6 protein-coding genes are annotated in these 20,298 nt (G+C 73.6%); 5 read left to right on the plus strand and 1 reads right to left on the minus strand.

Annotated elements, in window-relative coordinates; genetic code table 11:
- Positions 1-8 precede the first annotated feature (8 nt).
- Positions 9-434 carry a Fur family transcriptional regulator gene (locus ACFWW8_RS22950; protein ID WP_386530804.1) on the plus strand — a complete coding sequence of 142 codons (426 nt, stop codon included), beginning with the start codon at positions 9-11 and terminating at the stop codon, positions 432-434.
- A gap of 154 nt (positions 435-588) precedes the next feature.
- On the opposite strand, the gene ACFWW8_RS22955 is transcribed toward ACFWW8_RS22950, so the two are convergent.
- The gene (locus ACFWW8_RS22955) at positions 589-1,536 is read right to left on the minus strand and encodes a methionyl-tRNA formyltransferase (RefSeq protein WP_386530805.1); all 948 of its coding nucleotides are present in this window, start codon (positions 1,534-1,536) and stop codon (positions 589-591) included.
- Positions 1,537-1,785: 249 nt separating this feature from the next.
- On the opposite strand from ACFWW8_RS22955, the gene ACFWW8_RS22960 reads away from it, so the two are divergent.
- The 4 genes from ACFWW8_RS22960 (at position 1,786) to ACFWW8_RS22975 (ending at position 20,064) form a co-directional block, all read left to right on the plus strand.
- A complete protein-coding gene (locus tag ACFWW8_RS22960) occupies positions 1,786-3,138 on the plus strand; it encodes a lysine N(6)-hydroxylase/L-ornithine N(5)-oxygenase family protein (RefSeq protein ID WP_386530806.1) in 1,353 nt (450 codons plus the stop codon).
- A gap of 145 nt (positions 3,139-3,283) precedes the next feature.
- Positions 3,284-4,273 (plus strand): iron-siderophore ABC transporter substrate-binding protein, encoded by a 990-nt coding sequence (locus ACFWW8_RS22965; protein WP_386530807.1) that lies wholly within the window; start codon positions 3,284-3,286, stop codon positions 4,271-4,273.
- 45 nt (positions 4,274-4,318) lie between these two features.
- On the plus strand, positions 4,319-19,858 hold the full coding sequence (locus tag ACFWW8_RS22970) for an amino acid adenylation domain-containing protein (protein ID WP_386530808.1): 15,540 nt from the start codon (positions 4,319-4,321) through the stop codon (positions 19,856-19,858).
- Positions 19,855-20,064, plus strand: coding sequence for an MbtH family protein (locus ACFWW8_RS22975; protein ID WP_386530809.1), 210 nt, complete (start codon positions 19,855-19,857; stop codon positions 20,062-20,064). The genes ACFWW8_RS22970 and ACFWW8_RS22975 overlap by 4 nt, the downstream gene beginning before the upstream one ends.
- Positions 20,065-20,298 lie beyond the last annotated feature (234 nt).

Raw genomic sequence — 20,298 nt, forward strand, 5'->3', positions numbered from 1 at the left:
GAGCCGCCGTGAGCGACCTGTTGGAGCGCCTGCGACGGCGGGGCTGGCGGATGACGTCCCAACGGCGCGTCGTCGTCGAGGCCCTCGACGGCGACCACGTCCACCTCACGGCCGACGAGGTGCACGCCCGAGCGGCCCGGCGGCTGCCCGAGATCGCGCGCGCGACCGTCTACAACACCCTGGGCGAACTTGTCCTGCTCGGGGAGGTCGTGGAGGTCTCCGTCCACGGGCGCGCGAAGCGCTTCGACCCCAACGCGCACCACCCGCACCAGCACCTGGTCTGCACCGGATGCGGCACCATCCGCGACGTCCGCCCCACCGCCACCCCGGCCGGCCTGCCCGAGCGGGAGCGGTACGGCTTCACGGTGTCCGACGTCGAGGTCACCTACCGCGGGTTGTGCCCGTCCTGCTCTCGCGATCTGCCGCCGGGATGAGCGCGGCCGCCCGGGGCGCACGGCGGGGGCGGACGCGGCCCGTCGGACATCGGCGCCCTGCCGTGCGGCAGGACCCGAAGGCCCGCCGGCCGACACCGGACCGACGGGCGTGCGGAGGAGCGCGGCGCGGCTACGGGTCCGGTCGCGCCGTGGGTCAGGGGCGGGCCGTGAGGTAGCCGCCCATGGAGGTGAAGTACTCGAGGGCGGGCATCTCCCGCCCGTCCTCGGTGCGTACGCGCGTGATGGCCAGCCCGTGGTTGCGGCCGGTGCGGGCGTCGGCTCCGGCGACGATCGCCACGCCCTCGCCCTCGCGGTAGAAGATGCGGCCGGGCGTGCCGCCGTAGCGGCCCTCGGACACCACGGCGGTCACGATCTCCAGCCGCTTGCCCTTGTGGAAGGTGAACGCGCTGGGGTACGGGGCGGACTGGGCGCGCACGAGGCGTTCCAGGACCTCCGCCGGCCAGTTCCAGTCGATGCGGATGTCGTACTCGGCGCGCTTGTGGAAGAAGCTGGCCTGCGAGCGGTCCTGCGGGGTGAACTCGGTCTCGCCGGCGGCGATGCGGGCCAGCGCGCCGACGGTGACCGGGGCGATCAGGTCGACCGTCTTGTGGAAGAGGTCGGTGGCGGTGTCGGTGGGGCCGACGGGGACCGCCTGCTGGAGGACGATGTCTCCCGCGTCGAGCTCGTCGTCCATCATGTGCGCGGTCACGCCGACTTCCGACTCGCCGTTGATGAGGGCCCAGATCAGCGGGGAGAAGCCGGCGTACTTGGGGAGCAGCGAGTCGTGGACGTTGAGGGTGCCGTGGCGCGGGAGGTCGAAGATGCGCGACGGTATGTACGTGCGCCAGTTGTTCGCCACGATGATGTCCGGGTCCGCCTCCTTGAGGAGCGTGAACAGCTCCTCGTCGTCGGGGCGGTTGCGGATGACCACGGGCACGCCGTGCGCTTCGGCCAGGTCCGCGACCGAGTCGCTCCAGATCTTCTCGTAGGCGTGCTCGCTCTTGGGGTGGGTGACGACCATGACGACGTCGTGCTCGGAGTCCAGGAGCGCTTGCAGGGTGCGGTGGCCCCAGGTCTGATAACCGAACATGACGACCCGCATGGGGTTCCTCCTCTGGAGAGCAATAGATCACCGGAAAGTAAAGCAAGCCTTACCTAAGGATGCAACGTGCCCGATTCTAGGCTCTGTTTGCAGTCATAGTGGCCTATTTGTCTGGTTTGCCTGGTCGACAGGGTGGCGTGATCAGGTTAGCTTTACCTAAGTTCGCTCGGCCTGCTGCTCAACGGCATTGCCCTGCCCCAGATTCTCCTCGGCGCCTCACAGGCGGCTGTCTCGCATGATCGGAGTGACATGTCACAGGCTCTTCCTGGTGACGCACCGGTGATCCACGACCTCATAGGCATCGGCTTCGGGCCGTCCAATGTGGCCATGGCGATAGCGCTCACCGAGCACAACGCACGCGTCCACAGGGAGGAGGCGGTCACTGCCCACTTCTTCGAGCAGCAGCCGCGTTTCGGCTGGCACCGCGGCATGCTGTTCGAGGACGCGACCATGCAGGTGTCGTTCCTCAAGGACCTGGTGACGCTGCGGAACCCGTCGAGCGAGTACAGCTTCCTCTGCTACCTGCAGAGCAAGGGGCGGTTGATCGACTTCGTCAACCACAAGAACCTGTTCCCGCTGCGCGTGGAGTTCCACGACTACTTCGAGTGGGCCGCGGCCAAGGTCGACGACATGGTGTCCTACGGGCACGAAGTCGTCGCCGTGCGGCCCGTCGTGCGCGACGGCGTGATCGAGTACGTGGACGTCACCGCCCGCTCCGGCGCGGAACTGGTCACCCACCGGGCCCGCAACCTCGTCATCGGCACCGGCCTGCGGCCCTACATGCCCGAGGGCGTGGACCGCACCGAGCGCGTATGGCACAACTCCGACCTGCTCCGGCGGGTGGACGGCCTGGACGGCACCGACCCGTCCCGGTTCGTCGTCGTCGGCGCGGGCCAGAGCGCCGCGGAGAACGTGGCCTTCCTGCACCGCCGCTTCCCCGAGGCCGAGGTCTGCGCGGTGTTCGCCCGCTACGGCTACAGCCCGGCGGACGACAGCAAGTTCGCCAACCGGATCTTCGACCCCGCGGCCGTGGACGAGTACTACACGGCTCCCGGCGAGGTCAAGACCAGGCTGATGGACTACCACGGCAACACCAACTACTCCGTGGTGGACATCGACCTGATCGACGACCTGTACCGCCAGGCGTACCAGGAGAAGGTCCTGGGCGAGGAGCGGCTGCGCTTCCTCAACGTCTCCCGCCTCTCGGACGTCGTCGAGACGCCCGACGGCGTGAAGGTGACCGTCCAGTCCCTGGTCTCCGGCGAGGAGACCCCCCTCGACGCCGACATCGTGGTCTACGCCACGGGGTACCGGCCCGCCGACTCCCTCGGCCTCCTCGGCGAGGTCGAAGGCTTCTGCCACCGCGACGACGAGGGCCGCGTCCGCGTGGAGCGCGACTACCGCATCACGACGGACCCCGCGCTGCGCTGCGGCATCTACCTCCAGGGCGGTACCGAGCACACGCACGGCATCACCTCCTCCCTGCTGTCCAACACCGCGATCCGGGTCGGCGAGATCCTGGAGTCGGTCATCGGCCGGACCCCGAAGCCGGCCGTCGGCGAAGCCCAGCTGGTCGCCGACGGGATCGGCTCCTCCAGCTAGGCCGTCTCGCCCCACCCTCTCCTCCTGCCTGGCAGCGCCGTCCTGCCGGGCGTGAGGCATGCACTGTGCAACTCCCGTGAAAGGAACACCCGTGTCCGTTGGTTCCCGCCCCCCGTTGACGAGGATCGTCAGAAACCTTCCCCGTGTGGCCGTCGCGGCCGCCGCCGCCCTCGTATTGAGCGCGTGCGGTGGCGGCGGGGAGAAGACCGAGTCCAAGCCGTCCGCCGACGCGGGCAACAGCAAGTCCTCGGCGGCCTTCCCGGTCACCGTGGAGCACAAGTACGGGTCGACGACGATCGACGCGGAGCCGAAGAAGGTCGTGACGCTCGGTCTGTCCGACCAGGACGCGGTGCTGGCCCTGGGGGTGAAGCCGGTCGGTGCGGTGGACTGGTTCAAGGAGACCCCCTACGGCAAGTGGCAGTGGTCGAAGGACCTGTGGGGCTCCACGCCGCCGCAGGTCGTCGGCGAGCGCGACGAGTACAACATGGAGAAGATCGCGGCGCTGAAGCCGGACCTGATCATCGCCCAGTACTCGGGGATGAAGAAGGAGCAGTACGACACGCTCTCCAAGATCGCCAAGGTCGTCGCGCAGCCGAAGGGCGCGGAGGACTACCAGGCGACGTGGCAGGTGATGACGCAGCAGATCGGCAAGTCGCTGGGCAAGGAAGCCGAGACGCAGAAGCTGATCGCGGGGATCGACGAGAAGTTCAAGGCGGTCCGGGACAAGCACCCGGAGTGGAAGGACAAGACGGTCGCGGTGGGCGAGCCCGTCGAGCCCGGCAAGTTCTCCGCGTTCTCGCCGAAGGACCCGAAGGTCATCTTCCTCAGCGAGATGGGCTTCACGACGTCCGAGACGTACCGCACGGCGCTGGGCAAGGACAACATCGCCGACCTGAGCTCCGAGCGGTTCGACGTGATGGAGGCCGACCGCACGGTGTGGCTGGGTACCCCGGACACCGAGGCGGCGATGAAGGCCGACCCGCTGTACGCGAAGACCAAGGTCAACCAGGAGAAGCGCGACCTGTTCCTGCCGTACGAGACCCCGGACATCGGCGCCGCGCTCTCCTTCAACACCGTGCTGAGCATCCCGTACGCCATCGACCAGGTCGTCCCGAAGCTCGAAGCCATCAAGTAACGACCAGCCACTGACGCGCAGGACCAGGGAAAGGCCTACTGAACGATGATGGACACCGACTCGGACCGGACCGCTGCGGCCGGGACACCCGTCACCGGTGGACAGTCCGGAATCTGGCTCGCCCAGCAGATCGAGCCGGACAGTTCGGCCTTCAACGTCTCGTTCACCCTGGAACTGCGCGGCGACGTCGACCTCGACCGCCTGACCGCCGCCGTGCGGCAGGTGGTCGAGGAGGCGGACTGCCTCCACGTCGTCTTCGCGACCACCGGGGACGGCAGCCCCCGTCAGTTTCCCCGCCGCATGCCCGTCGACGTCCCCGTCGTCGACGTGCGCGCCGAGCCCCACCCCGAGGACGCCGCCTGGGAATGGATGGGCGCCCGCCGGGCCCGCCCCCTGGCCCTCGCGGACGGCCCCCTGTTCTCCCACACCCTGATCCGGGTCGCCGACGACCGGGTGCTCTGGTACCAGTGCTACCACCACCTCGTCATCGACGGCGTGAGCATCGGCCTGCTCTCCCAGCGCGTCGGCGAGCTCTACACCGGTACCCGGGAACCCGCCCCCGTCGCCTGGGACGTGACCCGGCTCGCCGCCTCCGAGGAGGCCTACCGGGCCTCCGAGACGTACGCCGAGGACCGCGCGTACTGGCTGGAACGCTTCGCCGACCGGCCGCGGCCGGTCCGCCTGGTCGAGCCCGGCCAGAAGATCATCACGCGCCGCTACCGGCGCACCACCGAACTCACCGTGGCCGACACCGACCGGCTCAAGGCCGCCGCCCAGGCGTCCGGGGTCCGGCTGTCCGCCCTGCTGGTCGCCGCCGTGGCCGCGTACACGCACCGCACCACCGGCGAACAGGACTTGGTCCTGGGCCTGCCCGTCACCACCCGCCGGGACCGCGCCATCCTCGGCATCCCCGGCATGGTCTCCAACATCGTGCCGCTGCGGCTGACCGTACGCCCCGGCACGACCGTCGCCGAGCTGCTCGCCCAGACCCACGCGCGGATCGCCGAGGCCGTCACCCACGGCCGGTACCGGGCCGAAGACCTGGCCAAGGAACTCGGCCTGGTCGAGGGCGTGTCCGAGCTCGTCGGCCCCACCGTCAACATCCTCCCCGGCACCGACTGGCTGCGCTTCCGCGACCACCGGTGCGACCTGCGCCCCCAGTGGATGGGCGCGGTCAGCGACCTGGCCGTCAGCGTCGGCGAGTCCGTGCGCGGCGCCGTCCGCGTCCTCTTCGACGCCGACGCCGACCAGTGCACCGAGGACGGCCTCGTCGCCCACCAGGAGCGCTTCGGCATCCTCCTCGACGCCTTCGCCGAGGACCCCGACCGGCGCGTGGGCCGGCTCGAACTGACCACCGCCGAGGAACGAGCCCGGCTGCTGGTGGACTTCGGCACCTCCCCGAGCGATTCCCCCGACCTGTCCTGGCCGGCCGCCTTCGAGGCGCAGGTGAGCCGCGACCCCGGGGCCGTCGCCCTGGTCTGCGAGGACACCGAGCTGACCTACGGGGAGCTCGACGCCGCCGCCAACCGGCTCGCCCGCCTCCTCGCCGCCCGCGGCGTGGGCGCCGAGGACGTCGTCGGCGTGGCCCTGCCCCGTTCGCCCGAGCTCGTCACCGCCCTGCTCGCCGTGATGAAGGCCGGCGCCGCCTACCTGCCGCTGGACTCCGACCACCCGCAGGACCGCCTCGCGTACATGCTCCGGGACGCCGGCGCCCGTACCGTCGTCACCGCCCGGGAGCAGGCCGGGGGCCTGCCCGCGCTCCCCGGCCTGGAACTGCTCCGGCTCGACGACCCGCGGACCGCCGCCGCCCTCGCCGCGCAGGACCCGGCCGCCCTCGGCCTGGACATCCCGCTCGACCGGGCCGCGTACGTCATCTACACCTCCGGCTCCACCGGCCGCCCCAAGGGCGTCGTCGTCCCCCACGACGGCATCGGCAGCCTGATCGCCACCGCCACCGAGCGCATAGGCATCGGCCCGGACAGCCGGGTCGTCCAGTTCGCCTCCGTCGGCTTCGACGTGACGGTCTGGGACCTGGTCATGTCGCTGTGCGTCGGCGGCCGGATCATCGTCGTCCCCACCGAGCGCCGCGTCGCGGGCCCCGCCCTCACCGACTACATCGCGGCCCACCGCGCCACCCACATGATCCTGCCGCCGTCGCTGGTGTCGGCGCTGCCGCAGGACTGCGAACTGCCCGAGGGCTGCGTGCTCGTCGTCGGCACCGAAGCCGTCCCGAGCGAGCTGATCGCCCGCTGGTCGCACCGCCTGCAGATCGTCGTCGCCTACGGCCTCACCGAGGCGAGCGTCAACTCCACCCTCTGGCTCGCCCGCCCCGACTGGCAGGGACCCGTCCCGATCGGCGAGCCCGACCCCAACACCCGGGCCTATGTGCTGGACTCCGCCCTGCGGCCCGTACCCGTCGGCGTCGAGGGCGAGCTGTACGTCGCCGGCCGCGGCCTGGCCCGCGGCTACCTCGGCCGCTTCGGCCTGACCTCCGAGCGCTTCGTCGCCGACCCGTTCGGCGAGCCCGGCACCCGCATGTACCGCACCGGCGACCGGGTCCGCTGGACCGCCGAGGGCAACCTCGACTTCCTCGGCCGCGCCGACGGCCAGATCAAGATCCGCGGCCATCGCATCGAACCGGGCGAGATCGAGAGCGCGTTCATGGCCTGCCCGGGCATCGCGCAGGCCGCCGTCCTCGTCCGCGAGGACCAGCGAGCCGCCAAGCGCCTCGTCGCCTACCTCGTCGCCGACGCCTCCCTGGACACCGCCGGAGCCGAGGCCGCCGTCACCGCCGCCCGCGCCGGGGCCGCCCAGAACCTGCCCGACCACATGGTCCCCTCGGCCGTCGTCCGCATGGACGGCCCGCTGCCGCTCACCCCCAACGGCAAGCTCGACGCCCGCGCCCTGCCCGACCCGCAGTGGACCGCCATGACCGGCGACGCGGCCCCCACCACCGCCGCCGAGACCACGCTCGCCGCGCTCTTCGCCGAGGTCCTCGGCCTGCCGGCGGTCGGCGTCCACGACAGCTTCTTCGAGCTCGGCGGCGACAGCATCGTCGCCATCCAGCTCGTCACCCGCGCCCGGGCCGCCGGTCTCGCGATCAGCCCCCGCGAGGTGTTCCGGCTCCGTACCGTCGCCGCCCTGGCCCTCGCGGCCGGTGACGCGGCGGACGCGCCGCGGACCGCCGCCCCGCTGCCCGAGCCGTTCACTCTGGTCCCGCTCACCGCCGCGGACCGGGCCGAGTTCGCCGAGGGCATCGGCGACCTGCTGGACGTGGTCCCGGCCACCCCGCTCCAGGAGGGGTTCTACTTCCACGCCGCCACGGACCGGGACGGCGCCGACGGCTACGCCGTCCAGGACGCCGTCGAACTCGGCGGAGACGTCGACCCCGAGGCCCTCCGGGCCTCCGTCCAGCAACTCCTCGACCGGCACCCGCTGCTGCGCGCCGCCTTCCGCCAGCACCCCGACGGCCCCGTCGTCCAGGTCATCGGCGCCGACGTCGCCCTGCCCTGGCGGTTCACCGACCTGACCGGCCAGGACCACGCCCGGCAGACGGCCGCGGTCGAGGAGGTCGCCGCAGCCGAACGCGGCCGCGGTTTCGACCTCGGCGCCCCGCCGCTGATGCGCGCGGCCCTGGTCCGGCTCGGCGCGCAGCGCTCCGTACTGCTCCTGACCATGCACCACATCATCGTCGACGGCTGGTCCGTCTCCCTGGTCATGCGGGAACTGCTCGACGGCTACCGCCCCGGCGCCCCCGCCGCGGCGACCGCGGCGGACCCCGCCTACCGGGCGTACACCGGCTGGCTGGCCGGCCTCGACCGGGACCGGGCCCGCGCGGCCTGGCGCGACGCCCTGACCGGCCTCGACGCGACCGACGGCCTCCCCTTCCGCGCCGGCGAGACGCCGGGCGCGGCCTCCGGCCGGGTCACCGTGGAGCTGTCCGCCGACCGGACGGCCGCCCTCACCGCCGGGACCCGCCGCCTCGGACTGACCCTCGCCGCCGTCGTACAGGGCGCGTTCGGCCTCGTCCTCGGCGACGTCGTCGGCGCCCAGGACCTCGTCCTCGGCACCACGGTCTCCGGCCGCCAGGCCCCCGTACAGGACATCGAGACGCTCGTCGGCCTGCTCATCAACACCGTGCCCGCCCGGCTCGCCTGGCGCCCCGAGCAGACCCTCGCCGAGGTCCTCACCGCCTTCCAGGACGGCCAGGCCGACCTGCTGGACCACCAGCACCTCGGGCTCGCCGAGATCCAGCGGGCCGTCGGCCGGGGCGACCTCTTCGACGCCCTCGTCGTCGTCGAGAACCTGCCCGAGGCCGGCGACGCCGCCGACCCGCGCGGCCTCATCCGGATCCTCGGATCCGAGATCCGCGACGCGGTGCACTACCCGCTCGCCCTCACCGTGCTGCCCGGCACGACGCTGCGGCTCCAGCTCGACCACGACCCGGCCCGCCTGGACGCCCGCGCCGCCGCCCGTTTCACCGACCGGCTGCTCGCCGTGCTGGAACAGGTCACGGCCGACCCGCACCTGCCGGTCGGCCGGCTCGCCGTACAGTCCGCGGACGAGCAGCGGACCGTCCTCGCCGCCCTCGCCGGCGCCGAGCGGCACCTGCCCGCGGACACCGTGCACGAAGCCTTCGCCGCGCAGGCGCGCCGTACCCCCGACGCCGTCGCGCTGGTCCACGAGGGCGGCCACACCTCGTACGCCGAACTCGACGCCCGCGCCGAGGCCCTGGCGCACCGGCTGGCCGCCCGCGGCGTCGCCGCCGAGGCCGTGGTGGCCGTCGCCGTGCCCCGGTCCGCCGAGACCCTCGTCGCCCTGCTGGGCGTCATGAAGGCCGGCGCCGCCTACCTGCCCGTCGACGTCGACTACCCGGCCGACCGGGTCCGGCACATGCTGTCCGACTCCGGTGCCCGCACCGTCGTCGCCACCGCGCGGTCCCTGGCGAAGCTCCCCGCCCTCGACGGGGTCACCCCCGTCCTCCTCGACGGCCCCGAGGCGGCCGCGGCGGCCCCCGCGACGGGTGCGCTCGCTCCCGTCGACCCCGACGCCGCCGCGTACGTGATGTACACCTCCGGCTCCACCGGCCTGCCCAAGGGCGTGGTCGTCCCGCACCGGGCCGTCGTCGGCCAGCTGGCCTGGACCGCCGAGGAGTTCGGATTCGGCCCCGGCGAGCGGGTGCTGCACCAGTACTCGACCAGCTTCGACCCCTCCGTCCAGGAGATCTTCGTCCCCCTGCTCACCGGCGGCACCGTGGTCGTCGCCCGGCCCGACGGGCACCGCGACCCCGCCTACCTCGCCGAGCTGATCCGCACCGAGCGGGTCACCAACGTCGACCTCGTGCCGTCCCTGTACACCGCGCTGCTCGCCGAGGACGCGGACGGCGCCCCCTGGTGGGCGAGCCTGCGCCGCGCCTTCAGCGGCGGCGAGGCCCTGCCCGTCCCGCTCGCCCGGCGCTGGCAGGACCGCACCGGCGTCCCCCTGTACAACGTGTACGGGCCCACCGAGGCGGTCATCCAGGTCACCAGCTGGCGGGCGGGCGGCGAGAGCGCCACGGCGGCCACCGTGCCCATCGGCCGGCCCGTCTGGAACACCCGGCTGCACGTCCTCGACCGGTACCTGCGCCCGGTGGCCCCGGGCGAACCGGGCGAGCTCTACCTCGCGGGCGACCAGCTCGCCCGCGGCTACCACGGACGCACCGCGCTCACCGCGGAACGCTTCGTCGCCGATCCGTTCGGCACTCCGGGCGCGCGGATGTACCGCACCGGAGACATGGTCCAGTTCAGCGAGGACGGAGCGCTCACCTACCTCGGGCGCACCGACCACCAGGTCAAGATCAGGGGAAACCGAGTGGAACTCGGGGAAATCGAAGCCCGCCTGCGGGACGATCGACACGTCGCCGACGCGGTGGTCGTCGCCCGCGACGACGAGCGCGGCGTCAAGCAGCTGGTCGCCTACCTGGTCCCGGCCCAGGGCGGCCCGGCCGACGCGTTCGACACCGAGGCCGTACGGACCGCTCTGACGGGCGCGCTGCCGGCCCCCATGGTGCCCAGCCACTTCGTCGCCCTCGACGCGCTGCCGCTCACCCCCGGCGGGAAGACCGACCTCAAGGCGCTGCCCGCCCCGGCGGTCCGCCGCAAGGCCGGCCGCGGCTCCTCGCGGGAGGGGCGCGAGCAGGAGCTCTGCACGATCTTCGCCGAGGTGCTCGGCCTCGACGCGGTCGACGCCGACGAGGACTTCTTCATGCTCGGCGGCGACAGCATCCTCTCCATGTCCGTCTCCAGCCGCGCCCGCAAGGCAGGCCTGTCGGTCAGCCCCCGCGAGGTCTTCGAGCACCGCACCCCGGCCGCCCTCGCCACCGCCACCGGCGGAGCCGACACCGCGGCCGCTCCCGCCGCCGACACCGACGGCGTCGGCGACATCACCCTGCTGCCGATCGTCCACCAGCTCCGCGAGGACGGCGGCCCCATCGGCCGGTTCAACCTGTCGATGCTGCTGCAGGCGCCCGCGGACGCCGGCACCGACCGGCTGACCCGCGTCCTGCAGGCCGTACTGGACCACCACGATGGCCTGCGGACGTCCCTGACCCGCATGGACCTCGGCCCCGCCATCCCGGCCCTGTGGTCCGCCGCCACCACCCCGGCCGGCAGCGTCGACGCCGCCGCCGTACTGCGCCGCGCCGACGCGGCCGGACTCGACGACACCGCCCTGCGCGCCCTGATCACCCGCGAGTCGGACGCGGCCGCCGGCCGCCTCGACCCCGACGCCGGCGTGATGCTCCAGGCCGTGTGGTTCGACGCCGGCGCCGGCGTGCCCGGCCGGCTGCTGCTCGTCGTCCACCACCTGGTCGTCGACGGCGTGTCCTGGCGCGTCCTGCTCGGCGACCTCGCCGCGGCCTGGGACGCCGCGCTCCAGGGGCAGCGCCCCGAGCTGGAGCCCGTACCGACCTCGCTGCGCCGCTTCGCCCGGGAGATCGCCGAACAGGCCACCTCCCCGCAGCGGCAGGCGGAACTCCCGTACTGGGCCGCGACCCTGGCCCCCGGCGCCGAGCTGGTCCCGGGCGCCGACCGCAGCGGCACCGCCGGCTCCGCCCGGAACCACACCGTCACCCTCACCACCGGGGAGACCCGCACCCTGCTGACGGCCGTGCCCGCCAGCGCCGGCGCCGACGTCACCGAGGTGCTGCTCGCCGCCCTGCGCCTGGCGGTGTCCCGCTGGCAGTCCGGCCGCGGCGGTGACGCGGCGGGCGACCTGCTCGTCGACCTCGAACGCCACGGCCGCGACGGCACCGCCCTGGACCTGTCCCGCACCGTGGGCTGGTTCACCGGCCTGCACCCGGTCCGGCTGCCCGCCGCCGACGGCGCCCTCGACACCCTGAAGGCGGTCAAGGAGGCCGTCCGCTCGGCCCCCGACTCCGGCGCCGGATACGGCATGCTGCGCTACCTCAACCCGCAGCTCGCCCCCGTCTTCGCCCGGCTGTCCACCGCCCAGGTGCTGTTCAACTACTTCGGCCGGCTGCCCGCCGACCAGGCCGTCGACTGGGCGCCCGCCGCCGAGTCCGACGCCCTGTCCGTGGACGCGGACGCGGACCTCGCCATGCCGTACCCGCTCCAGGTCAACGCCGTCTGCGCGGACACCCCGCACGGCCCCGAGCTGCGGGCCACCTGGACCTGGCCGGCGGACCGGACCCTCGGCGAGGAGGACGTCCGCTCCCTCGGCCTGGCCTGGGCCGAGGCCCTGCGCGAGCTCATCGCCCAGGCCGCCGGCTCCGGCTCCGCCACCGGCGCGCTGACCCCCTCCGACCTGCCCCTGGTCCAGCTCACCCAGGGCGAGATCGACCGCGTCCAGCAGACCAGCCCGGTCCCCGTCGCCGACATCTGGCCGCTGTCCCCGCTGCAGGAGGGCATCCACTTCCACGCCAGCTACGACACCGACGGCCTGGACGTCTACACCGCCCAGGACTGCTTCGACTTCGGCCACCGCCTGGACCTGGACCGGCTGCGCACCGCCTGCGCCGCCCTGCTCGCCCGGCACTCCGGCCTGCGCGCCGGCATCACCTCCGAGGGACTGCCGGCGCCCGTGCAGTTCGTCGGCCCGGCCGGCGAGGTCCCCGTCCCTCTCACCGAGACCGACCTGACCGGCCTCACCGAGGAGCAGCGGCAGACCCGCCTCACCGAGATCGCCGACGCCGACCGGCTGCGCCGCTTCGACCTGTCCGCGCCCCCGCTGTTCCGCCTCCAGCTCATCCGGCTCACCGAGAACGCCGACCGCCTGATGCTCAGCCACCACCTGGTGGCCTGGGACGGCTGGTCCCAGTCCCTGTTCCTCGACGAGCTGCTGGCCCTCTACGCGGCGGCCGGCGACGACACCGGCCTCGCCGCCCCGGGCAGTTACCGCGACTACCTGAGCTGGCTCGCCGACCAGGACTTCGACGCGGCCCGCGCCACGTGGAGCACCGCACTCGCCGGCCTCGACGAGCCCACCCTCGTCGCCAGGGGCCGCGGCGGCGAGCCCACCATCCCGCGCCGTCACTCCCTCGACCTCGGCGCCGACCTCAGCGACCGGCTGCGGGGCTCCGCCCGCGCCCACGGCCTCACCATCAACGCGGTGCTGTCGACGGCCTGGGCCCTCGTGCTGTCCGCCGCCGTAGGCCGCAGCGACGTGGTGTTCGGCGCGACCGTCGCCGGCCGCCCCGCCGAGGTGCGCGGCGCCGAGTCGACGATCGGCATGTTCCTCAACACCGTCCCGCTGCGCATCGCCCTGCGCCCCGAGGAGACGGTCGCGGACCTGCTGCGGCGCGTCCAGTCCGAGCGCACGGCGCTGATGGACCACGAGTACCTGGGCCTCGCCGAGCTCCAGCGGGCCGGCGGCCACCCCGTCCTCTTCGACACCCTGTACGTGCTCCAGAACTTCGCCGACGAGGGCGCCTTCCGCGAGCTCACCGACCGCCACGGCATCACCGGAGTCGGCAGCGTCGACTCCACGCACTACCCGATGACCCTGATCGTCAACCCGGCCGAGCGCGTCCAGGTCAAACTGGAGTACCGGCCCGACCTCGTCGACGACGACCAGGCCGCCGCCACCCTGAACCGCTACCGGACCCTGGTGGAGCGCCTCCTCGGCGACCTCACCGCCCCGGTCGGCACCCTCGACCTGCTGCTCCCCGACGAGCACGCCGAGCTGACCGCCGCCTGGGCCGCCGGCAACCAGCCGGTCCCCGACGAGACCGTCGCCGACATGCTCGCCACACAGGTCGCCCGCACCCCGGACGCCGTCGCCCTCGTCTTCGGCGACACCTCCCTCACGTACGCCGCACTCGACGCCCGCATCAACCGGATGGCCCGGCTGCTGCTGGCCCGCGGCGCCGGCCCCGAGCGGACCGTGGCCCTGGCCCTGCCCCGCTCCATCGAGATGGTCGTCGCCCTGTTCGCGGTCCTGCGCACCGGGGCCGCCTACCTGCCGCTCGACCTGGACCACCCCGCCGACCGGCTGCGCCTGATGGTCGAGGACACCGGGCCGCTGTGCCTGCTCACCACCCTCGCCGTCGCCCCGACCCTGCGCGCCGCGTCCGGCCCGCTCGCCCCCGAGGTCGCCCTCGACGACCCCGCCGTGGCCGCCGAGCTGGCCGGGCATCCCGGCGGCGAGGTCACCGACGCCGAGCGCCCCGCGTTCGCGCACTCGGTCGCGGGCCGCCTGGAGCACCCCGCCTACGTCATCTACACCTCGGGCTCGACCGGCAAGCCCAAGGGCGTCGTCACCCCGTACCGCGGTCTGACGAACATGCAGCTCAACCACCAGGTGGAGGTGTTCGACCCGGCGATCGCCGCGGCCGGCGGCCGCCGCCTGCGCATCGCGCACACCGTCTCCTTCGCCTTCGACATGTCGTGGGAGGAGCTGCTCTGGCTCGTCGAGGGCCACGAGGTCCACGTCTGCGACGAGGAACTGCGCCGCGACGCCGAGGCCCTGGTCGCCTACTGCGACGACCACCGCATCGACGTCGTCAACGTCACCCCCACCTACGCCCAGCTGCTCATCGAGGAAGGGCTCCTCGACCGGGACGAGAGCGCCGGCAAGCACCGCCCCGCGCTGGTCCTGCTCGGCGGCGAGGCGGTCTCCGACACCGTCTGGACCCGCCTCGCCGACACCGAGGACACCTACGGCTACAACCTGTACGGCCCGACCGAGTACACGATCAACACCCTCGGCGGCTCCACCGCCGACAGCCCGACCCCCACGGTGGGCCGCCCCATCCGCAACACCCGCGGCTACGTCCTCGACGCCATGCTGCGCCCGGTCCCGCCCGGTTGCCCCGGCGAGCTGTACATCGCCGGCACCGGCCTGGCCCGCGGCTACCACGACCGTCCCGGGCTCACCTCCGAGCGGTTCGTCGCCGACCCGTTCGGCGCCCCCGGCGAGCGCATGTACCGTACGGGCGACCTCGTCCGCCAGCGCCCCGACGGACTGATCGACTTCCTCGGCCGCACCGACGACCAGGTCAAGATCCGCGGCTACCGCATCGAGCTCGGCGAGATCTCCACCGCCCTGTCCGCCCACCCCGACGTGGCCCACGCCGCCGTCGTCGTGAACGAGCAGGCCGCCGGCAAGCGCCTCGTCGGCTACGTGGTTCCCGAGGAGTCCGCCGAACGCGGCGAGGCCCTCGTCCAGACCCTGCGGGAGCACCTGAAGGCGACCCTGCCCGACTACATGGTCCCGGCCGCCCTGATGGCCGTGGACACGCTGCCGCTGACCGTCAACGGCAAGCTCGACACCCGGGCCCTGCCCGTCCCCGAGTTCGCCGGCGCCGGCGCCGGCCGGTCCGCCCGGAACCCGCAGGAGGAGACCCTCTGCGAACTGTTCGCCGAGGTCCTCGGCCTCGCCGGGGGAAGCGTCGGCATCGACGCCAACTTCTTCGAGCTCGGCGGGCACTCGCTGCTCGCCACCCGGCTCATCGCCCGGGCCCGTACCGCGCTCGCCGCGGAGCTGGCGATCCGCGACCTCTTCGAGGCCCCGACCGTCGCCGAACTCGCCCTGCGCGCCGCCGGATCGCGGGGCGACGCCCGCCCCGCCCTGGTCGCCGGCGAGCGCCCCGACGAACTGCCGCTCTCCCACGCCCAGCAGCGGCTGTGGGTCATCCAGCAGATCGAGGACACCTCCGCCGCCTACAACTTCCCGCTGGTCATGCGGCTGCGCGGGAACCTCGACGTGAACGCCTGGCGGGACGCCCTCGCCGACGTCACGGACCGCCACGAGGCCCTGCGCACCCTCTTCGCCGAGCGCGACGGCCGGGCGTACCAGCGGGTCCTGCCCGCCGGGCAGGCCCGTCCGCCGGTCGAGCACCTGCGTGCCACCGAGGAGGAGGCCCGCGCCCTGGTCGACGCGGCCGTGGGCCGCCCCTTCGACCTCGCCGCCGAGCTGCCGCTGCGCGCCACCGTCGTCGAGGTGGCGCCCGAGGAGCACGTCGTCGTGATCCTCCTGCACCACATCACCACCGACGAGTGGTCCGACCGCCCCTTCCTCGGCGACCTGGCCGCCGCGTACGCCGCCCGCCGCTCCGGCGGCGCCCCCGCCTGGGAGCCGCTCCCGGTCCAGTACGCCGACTACGCGCTCTGGCAGCAGAAGCTGCTCGGCGACCCGGCCGACGCCCGGAGCCTGGCCGCCCGCCAGCTCGACCACTGGCACCGCACCCTGGACGGCGCCCCCGAGGAACTGGAACTGCCGACCGACCGGCCGCGTCCGGCCCGCCCCGCCTTCACCGGCGCGGAGCTCGACGTCGCGTTCGACGGCCGGGCCTACCAGGGCCTGAAGCGGCTCGCCAAGGACAACGGCGTCAGCATGTTCATGGTGGTCCACGCGGCCGTCGCGACCCTGCTGCACCGCCTCGGAGCCGGCACCGACATCCCGCTCGGCTCGCCCATCGCCGGCCGCGGCGACGAGGCCCTCGACGACCTCGTCGGCTTCTTCGTCAACACCCTGGTGCTGCGCACCGACCTCAGCGGCGACCCGTCGTTCACCGAGCTGCTCGGCCGGGTCCGCGACACCGACCTGGCCGCGTTCTCGCACGCCGACGTGCCCTTCGAGTCGGTCGTGGAGAAGCTCAACCCCACCCGCTCGCTGGCCCGCAACCCGCTGTTCCAGGTGATGGTCGGCTACCACGCCCGCACCGAGGGCGAACTGGACCTGGCCGGCCTGGGCGTGGAGTACGTACCGTTCCGCATCCGCTCCGCCAAGTTCGACCTGGTGTTCAGCTTCACCGAGGAGACCGCGGCCGACGGCGACGGCGGCTCCCTGGTCTGCCGCCTGGAGTTCGCCACCGAACTCTTCGACCAGGAAACCGCAGAGCTGATCGGCGCGCGCCTCGCGGCCCTCACCGGAGCCCTCGCCGCCGCCCCCGACCAGCCCGTGTCCGCCGCCCCGCTCCTGGTGGGCGACGAGCGGACGCTGGTCCTGGAGGGCTTCAACGGCGCCCCGCGCGAGGTCGAGGAGCTGCCCCTGCCCGCCCTCTTCGCCCGGCAGGTCGCCGAGCGCCCCGGCGCGGTCGCCCTCGTCGACCGCGACACCCGCCTCGACTACGCCGCGCTGGACGCCCGGTCCAACCGGATCGCCCACCTGCTGGCCGCCCGGGGCGTCGGCACGGAGAGCGTGGTCGGCGTGGCCGTGCCCCGCTCCGCGGACATGATCGCCACCGTGCTCGCCGTGCTGAAGCTCGGAGCCGCCTTCCTGCCGCTCGACCTGGTCCACCCCGCGGACCGGCTCGGCTACATGATCGAGGACTCCCGGGCGACCCTGGTCGTCGGCACCGAGCCCGTGGCCGGCAAGATCCCCGCCACCGGCGTCCCGGTCCTGCTCCTCGACGAGCACGCCACCGCCGCCGCCCTGGCACGGCAGCCCGAGACCGCCGTGCCCGCCCCGCGGGTGGCCCTGGACCAGGCCGCGTACGTCATCTACACCTCGGGCTCCACCGGCCGCCCCAAGGGCGTCGTCGTCCCCCACGAGGGCATAGCCAGCCTGGTCGCCACCGCGGTCGACCGGATGGGCCTGGAAACCGACAGCAGCGTCCTGCAGTTCGCCTCCATCGGATTCGACGTGTTCGTCTTCGAGATCGCGATGGCGCTCTGTCACGGCGGCCGCCTCGTCCTCATCACCGACGAGGCCCGGGTCGCCGGACCGGCGCTCACGGACTTCCTCGCCGAGCACCGGATCAGCCACATGATCCTCCCGCCGTCCCTGGTGTCCGCGCTGCCCGCCGGCTGCACGCTGCCCGAGGGCTCGACCGTCCTCGTCGGCACCGAGACCGTGCCGCCGGACCTCTTCGAGCGGTTCGGCGCCCACGCGAACCTCATCTGCGCGTACGGCCTGACCGAGGCCACCGTCAACTCCACCCTGTGGGAGTCCCGGGACGCTCGGCTGCGCCCCGGAGCACGCGTGCCGATCGGCGTCCCGGACCCCAACACCACCGCCTACGTCCTGGACGACCGGCTCCAGCCCGTCCCGCCCGGCGTCGTCGGCGAGCTGTACGTGTCCGGACGGGGCCTGGCCCGCGGCTACCTCGGCCGGTTCGGGCTGACCGCCGAGCGGTTCGTCGCCGACCCGTTCGGCGCGCCCGGCAGCCGCATGTACCGCACCGGCGACCGGGCCCGCTGGCGCCGCGACGGCAACCTCGACTTCCTGGGCCGGGTCGACACCCAGGTGAAGATCCGCGGCTTCCGCATCGAGCTCGGCGAGATCGAGGCGGCGCTCGCCGGACACCCCGGCGTCGGCCAGGCCACCGTCGTCCCGGACCGCGCGGGGGACATCGTCCGCCTGGTCGGGTACGTCGTCCCGGAGCACGGCGCGCTCGACCCGCAGGACGTGCGGGCGCACGTCGCCGGCCGGCTGCCCGAGTACATGGTCCCCGCGCTCGTCGTCGTCCTCGACGGCCCGCTGCCGCTGACCCCGAACGGCAAGCTCGACCACAAGGCGCTGCCCGCGCCCGACTGGTCGGGCATGTCCGGCGGGGCCCGCCCGGTCGGCGCCACCCAGGCGAAGCTGGCCGGCCTCTTCGGCGAGATCCTCCAGCTCGAAGAAGTCGGCGCCCACGACAACTTCTTCGCCCTCGGCGGCCACTCCATGGCCTCCATGCGCCTCCTGGGCCGCATCCGCTCCGAGTTCGGCGTCGAGCTGAGCATCCGCGACGTCTTCGACGCCCTGACCGTCGCCGGCCTCGCCGCCAAGCTCGACGGCGCGGCCGCCGCCCGCCCGGCGCTGCGCCCGGCCGGCGGCCGGGCCCCCGCCGACGAGGACGCCGCTGCGGCTCCCGTACAGCGCTGGCAGTGGTCGGCGCACCGGCGCTGGGACGGCTTCGACCACGGCCTGGTGCTCCGTTCGCCCGGCGCCCTGGACGCGGCCGCCCTGGCCGCCGCCCTCGACGACGTGGTGACCCGCCACGAGCCGCTGCGCACCCGCTTCACCGAGCGGGACGGCGCCGTGCACGGGCAGCCCGCCGGGCACCCGGTGCTGGCGACGGAGAGCTGCGCCGACCTCGACGCCCGGCTCGCCGAACTCGCCGCGCTCCACCCCGACCTGACCCGCGAGGCGCCCCTGCGCGCCACGCTGCTCACCGGGGCCTCGGGTGACCAGGCGCTGCTGCTCACCGCGCACTACCTCGCGGTGGACGAATGGTCCGTCGTTCCCCTGTTCCGCGACCTGACCGAAGCCTACGAGGCCCGGGAGCGGGGCCTGGCCCCCGCATGGGAGCCGCTGCCCGTCAGCTATTCCGACTACGCGGCCTGGGCGCGGGAGGTCCTCGGCGACCTCGCCGAGCCCACCAGCACCGGCGGCCGCCAGCTCGCCTGGTGGCGGCGGAACCTGGAGGGCGTCCCGCAGGAGCTGGCGCTCCCCGCGGACCGGCCGCGCCCGCAGGCCCCGGCCGTCCGCGGCCCGGGCGGCGACTACGTCTCCTTCGTCCTGGACGAGCAGCTCCACGCCGACGTGGACGCCCTGGCCCAGGCCACCGGCACCAGCATGTTCATGGTGCTGCACTCGGCGCTGTCGGCCCTGCTCACCGCCCACGGCGCGGGCACCGACCTGCCGATCGGTACGATGGTCGCCGGCCGCGGTGAGGAACGGCTCGCCGATCTGGTCGGCTGCTTCTTCAACACCGTGGTGCTGCGCACCGACACGGCGGGGGACCCCACCTTCGCCGAACTGCTGCGCCGGGTGCGGGAGACCACCCTCAGCGCCCTGGACCGGCAGGACGTCCCGTTCGACGAGGTCGTCCGCGCCACCGCGCTGCCCGCCGGGGGGCCGCAGGTGATGGTGATCCACCACGAGCAGGCGGACCTCGGACAGTTGGAGGGCGGCGTGGGATCCTTCCACGCGGTGCCCACCGGTTCGGCGAAGGCGGAGCTGACGCTCAGCTTCTACGAGCCGCGCGGCGACGGTCCGGTGCACTGCGAACTGATCCACGCCACCGACCTGCTCGGCGGGGCCAAGGCCCGCCGGCTGGCCGAAGAACTTCACCGGCTGCTGCGCCATGTGGTGGCCGAGCCCGGACAGCCGCTCTCGGAGCTGTTCACCGTTATGTCCACGAGGAGTGAGAACGCATGACCACCAACCCGTTCGAGGACCCGCAGGGCCGCTTCCTGGTCCTGGCCAACGACGAGAACCAGCACTCCCTGTGGCCGTCCTTCGTCGACGTGCCGGCGGGCTGGCGGACCGTGTTCGGCGAGGACACCCGTGAGGCCTGCCTGACGTACATCGAGACGAACTGGACCGACCTGCGCCCCGCGAGCCTGGTCGCCCTGCAGGCCTGACCCGCCCGGGCCCGGCACCACGGCGCCGCCCCCGGCGAGGAGAACCCTCCTCGCCGGGGGCGGCGTCCGTGCGTCCCCGTCCGGCCGGGAGCGGGGGGCCAGTACGCCGGTACGGGCGTGCCTGGTACGGGCGTACGGGGGTACGGGCGTACGGGGGTACGCCGGTCCCGGGCTCGGTGTGCCCGTGCTCCCGGCGTTCCGGGTACGCGCGTTCGGGCGTCCTCCGGTACGCGA

This window comes from Streptomyces sp. NPDC058701 (assembly GCF_042715295.1).
Classification (GTDB): Bacteria; Actinomycetota; Actinomycetes; order Streptomycetales; family Streptomycetaceae; genus Streptomyces.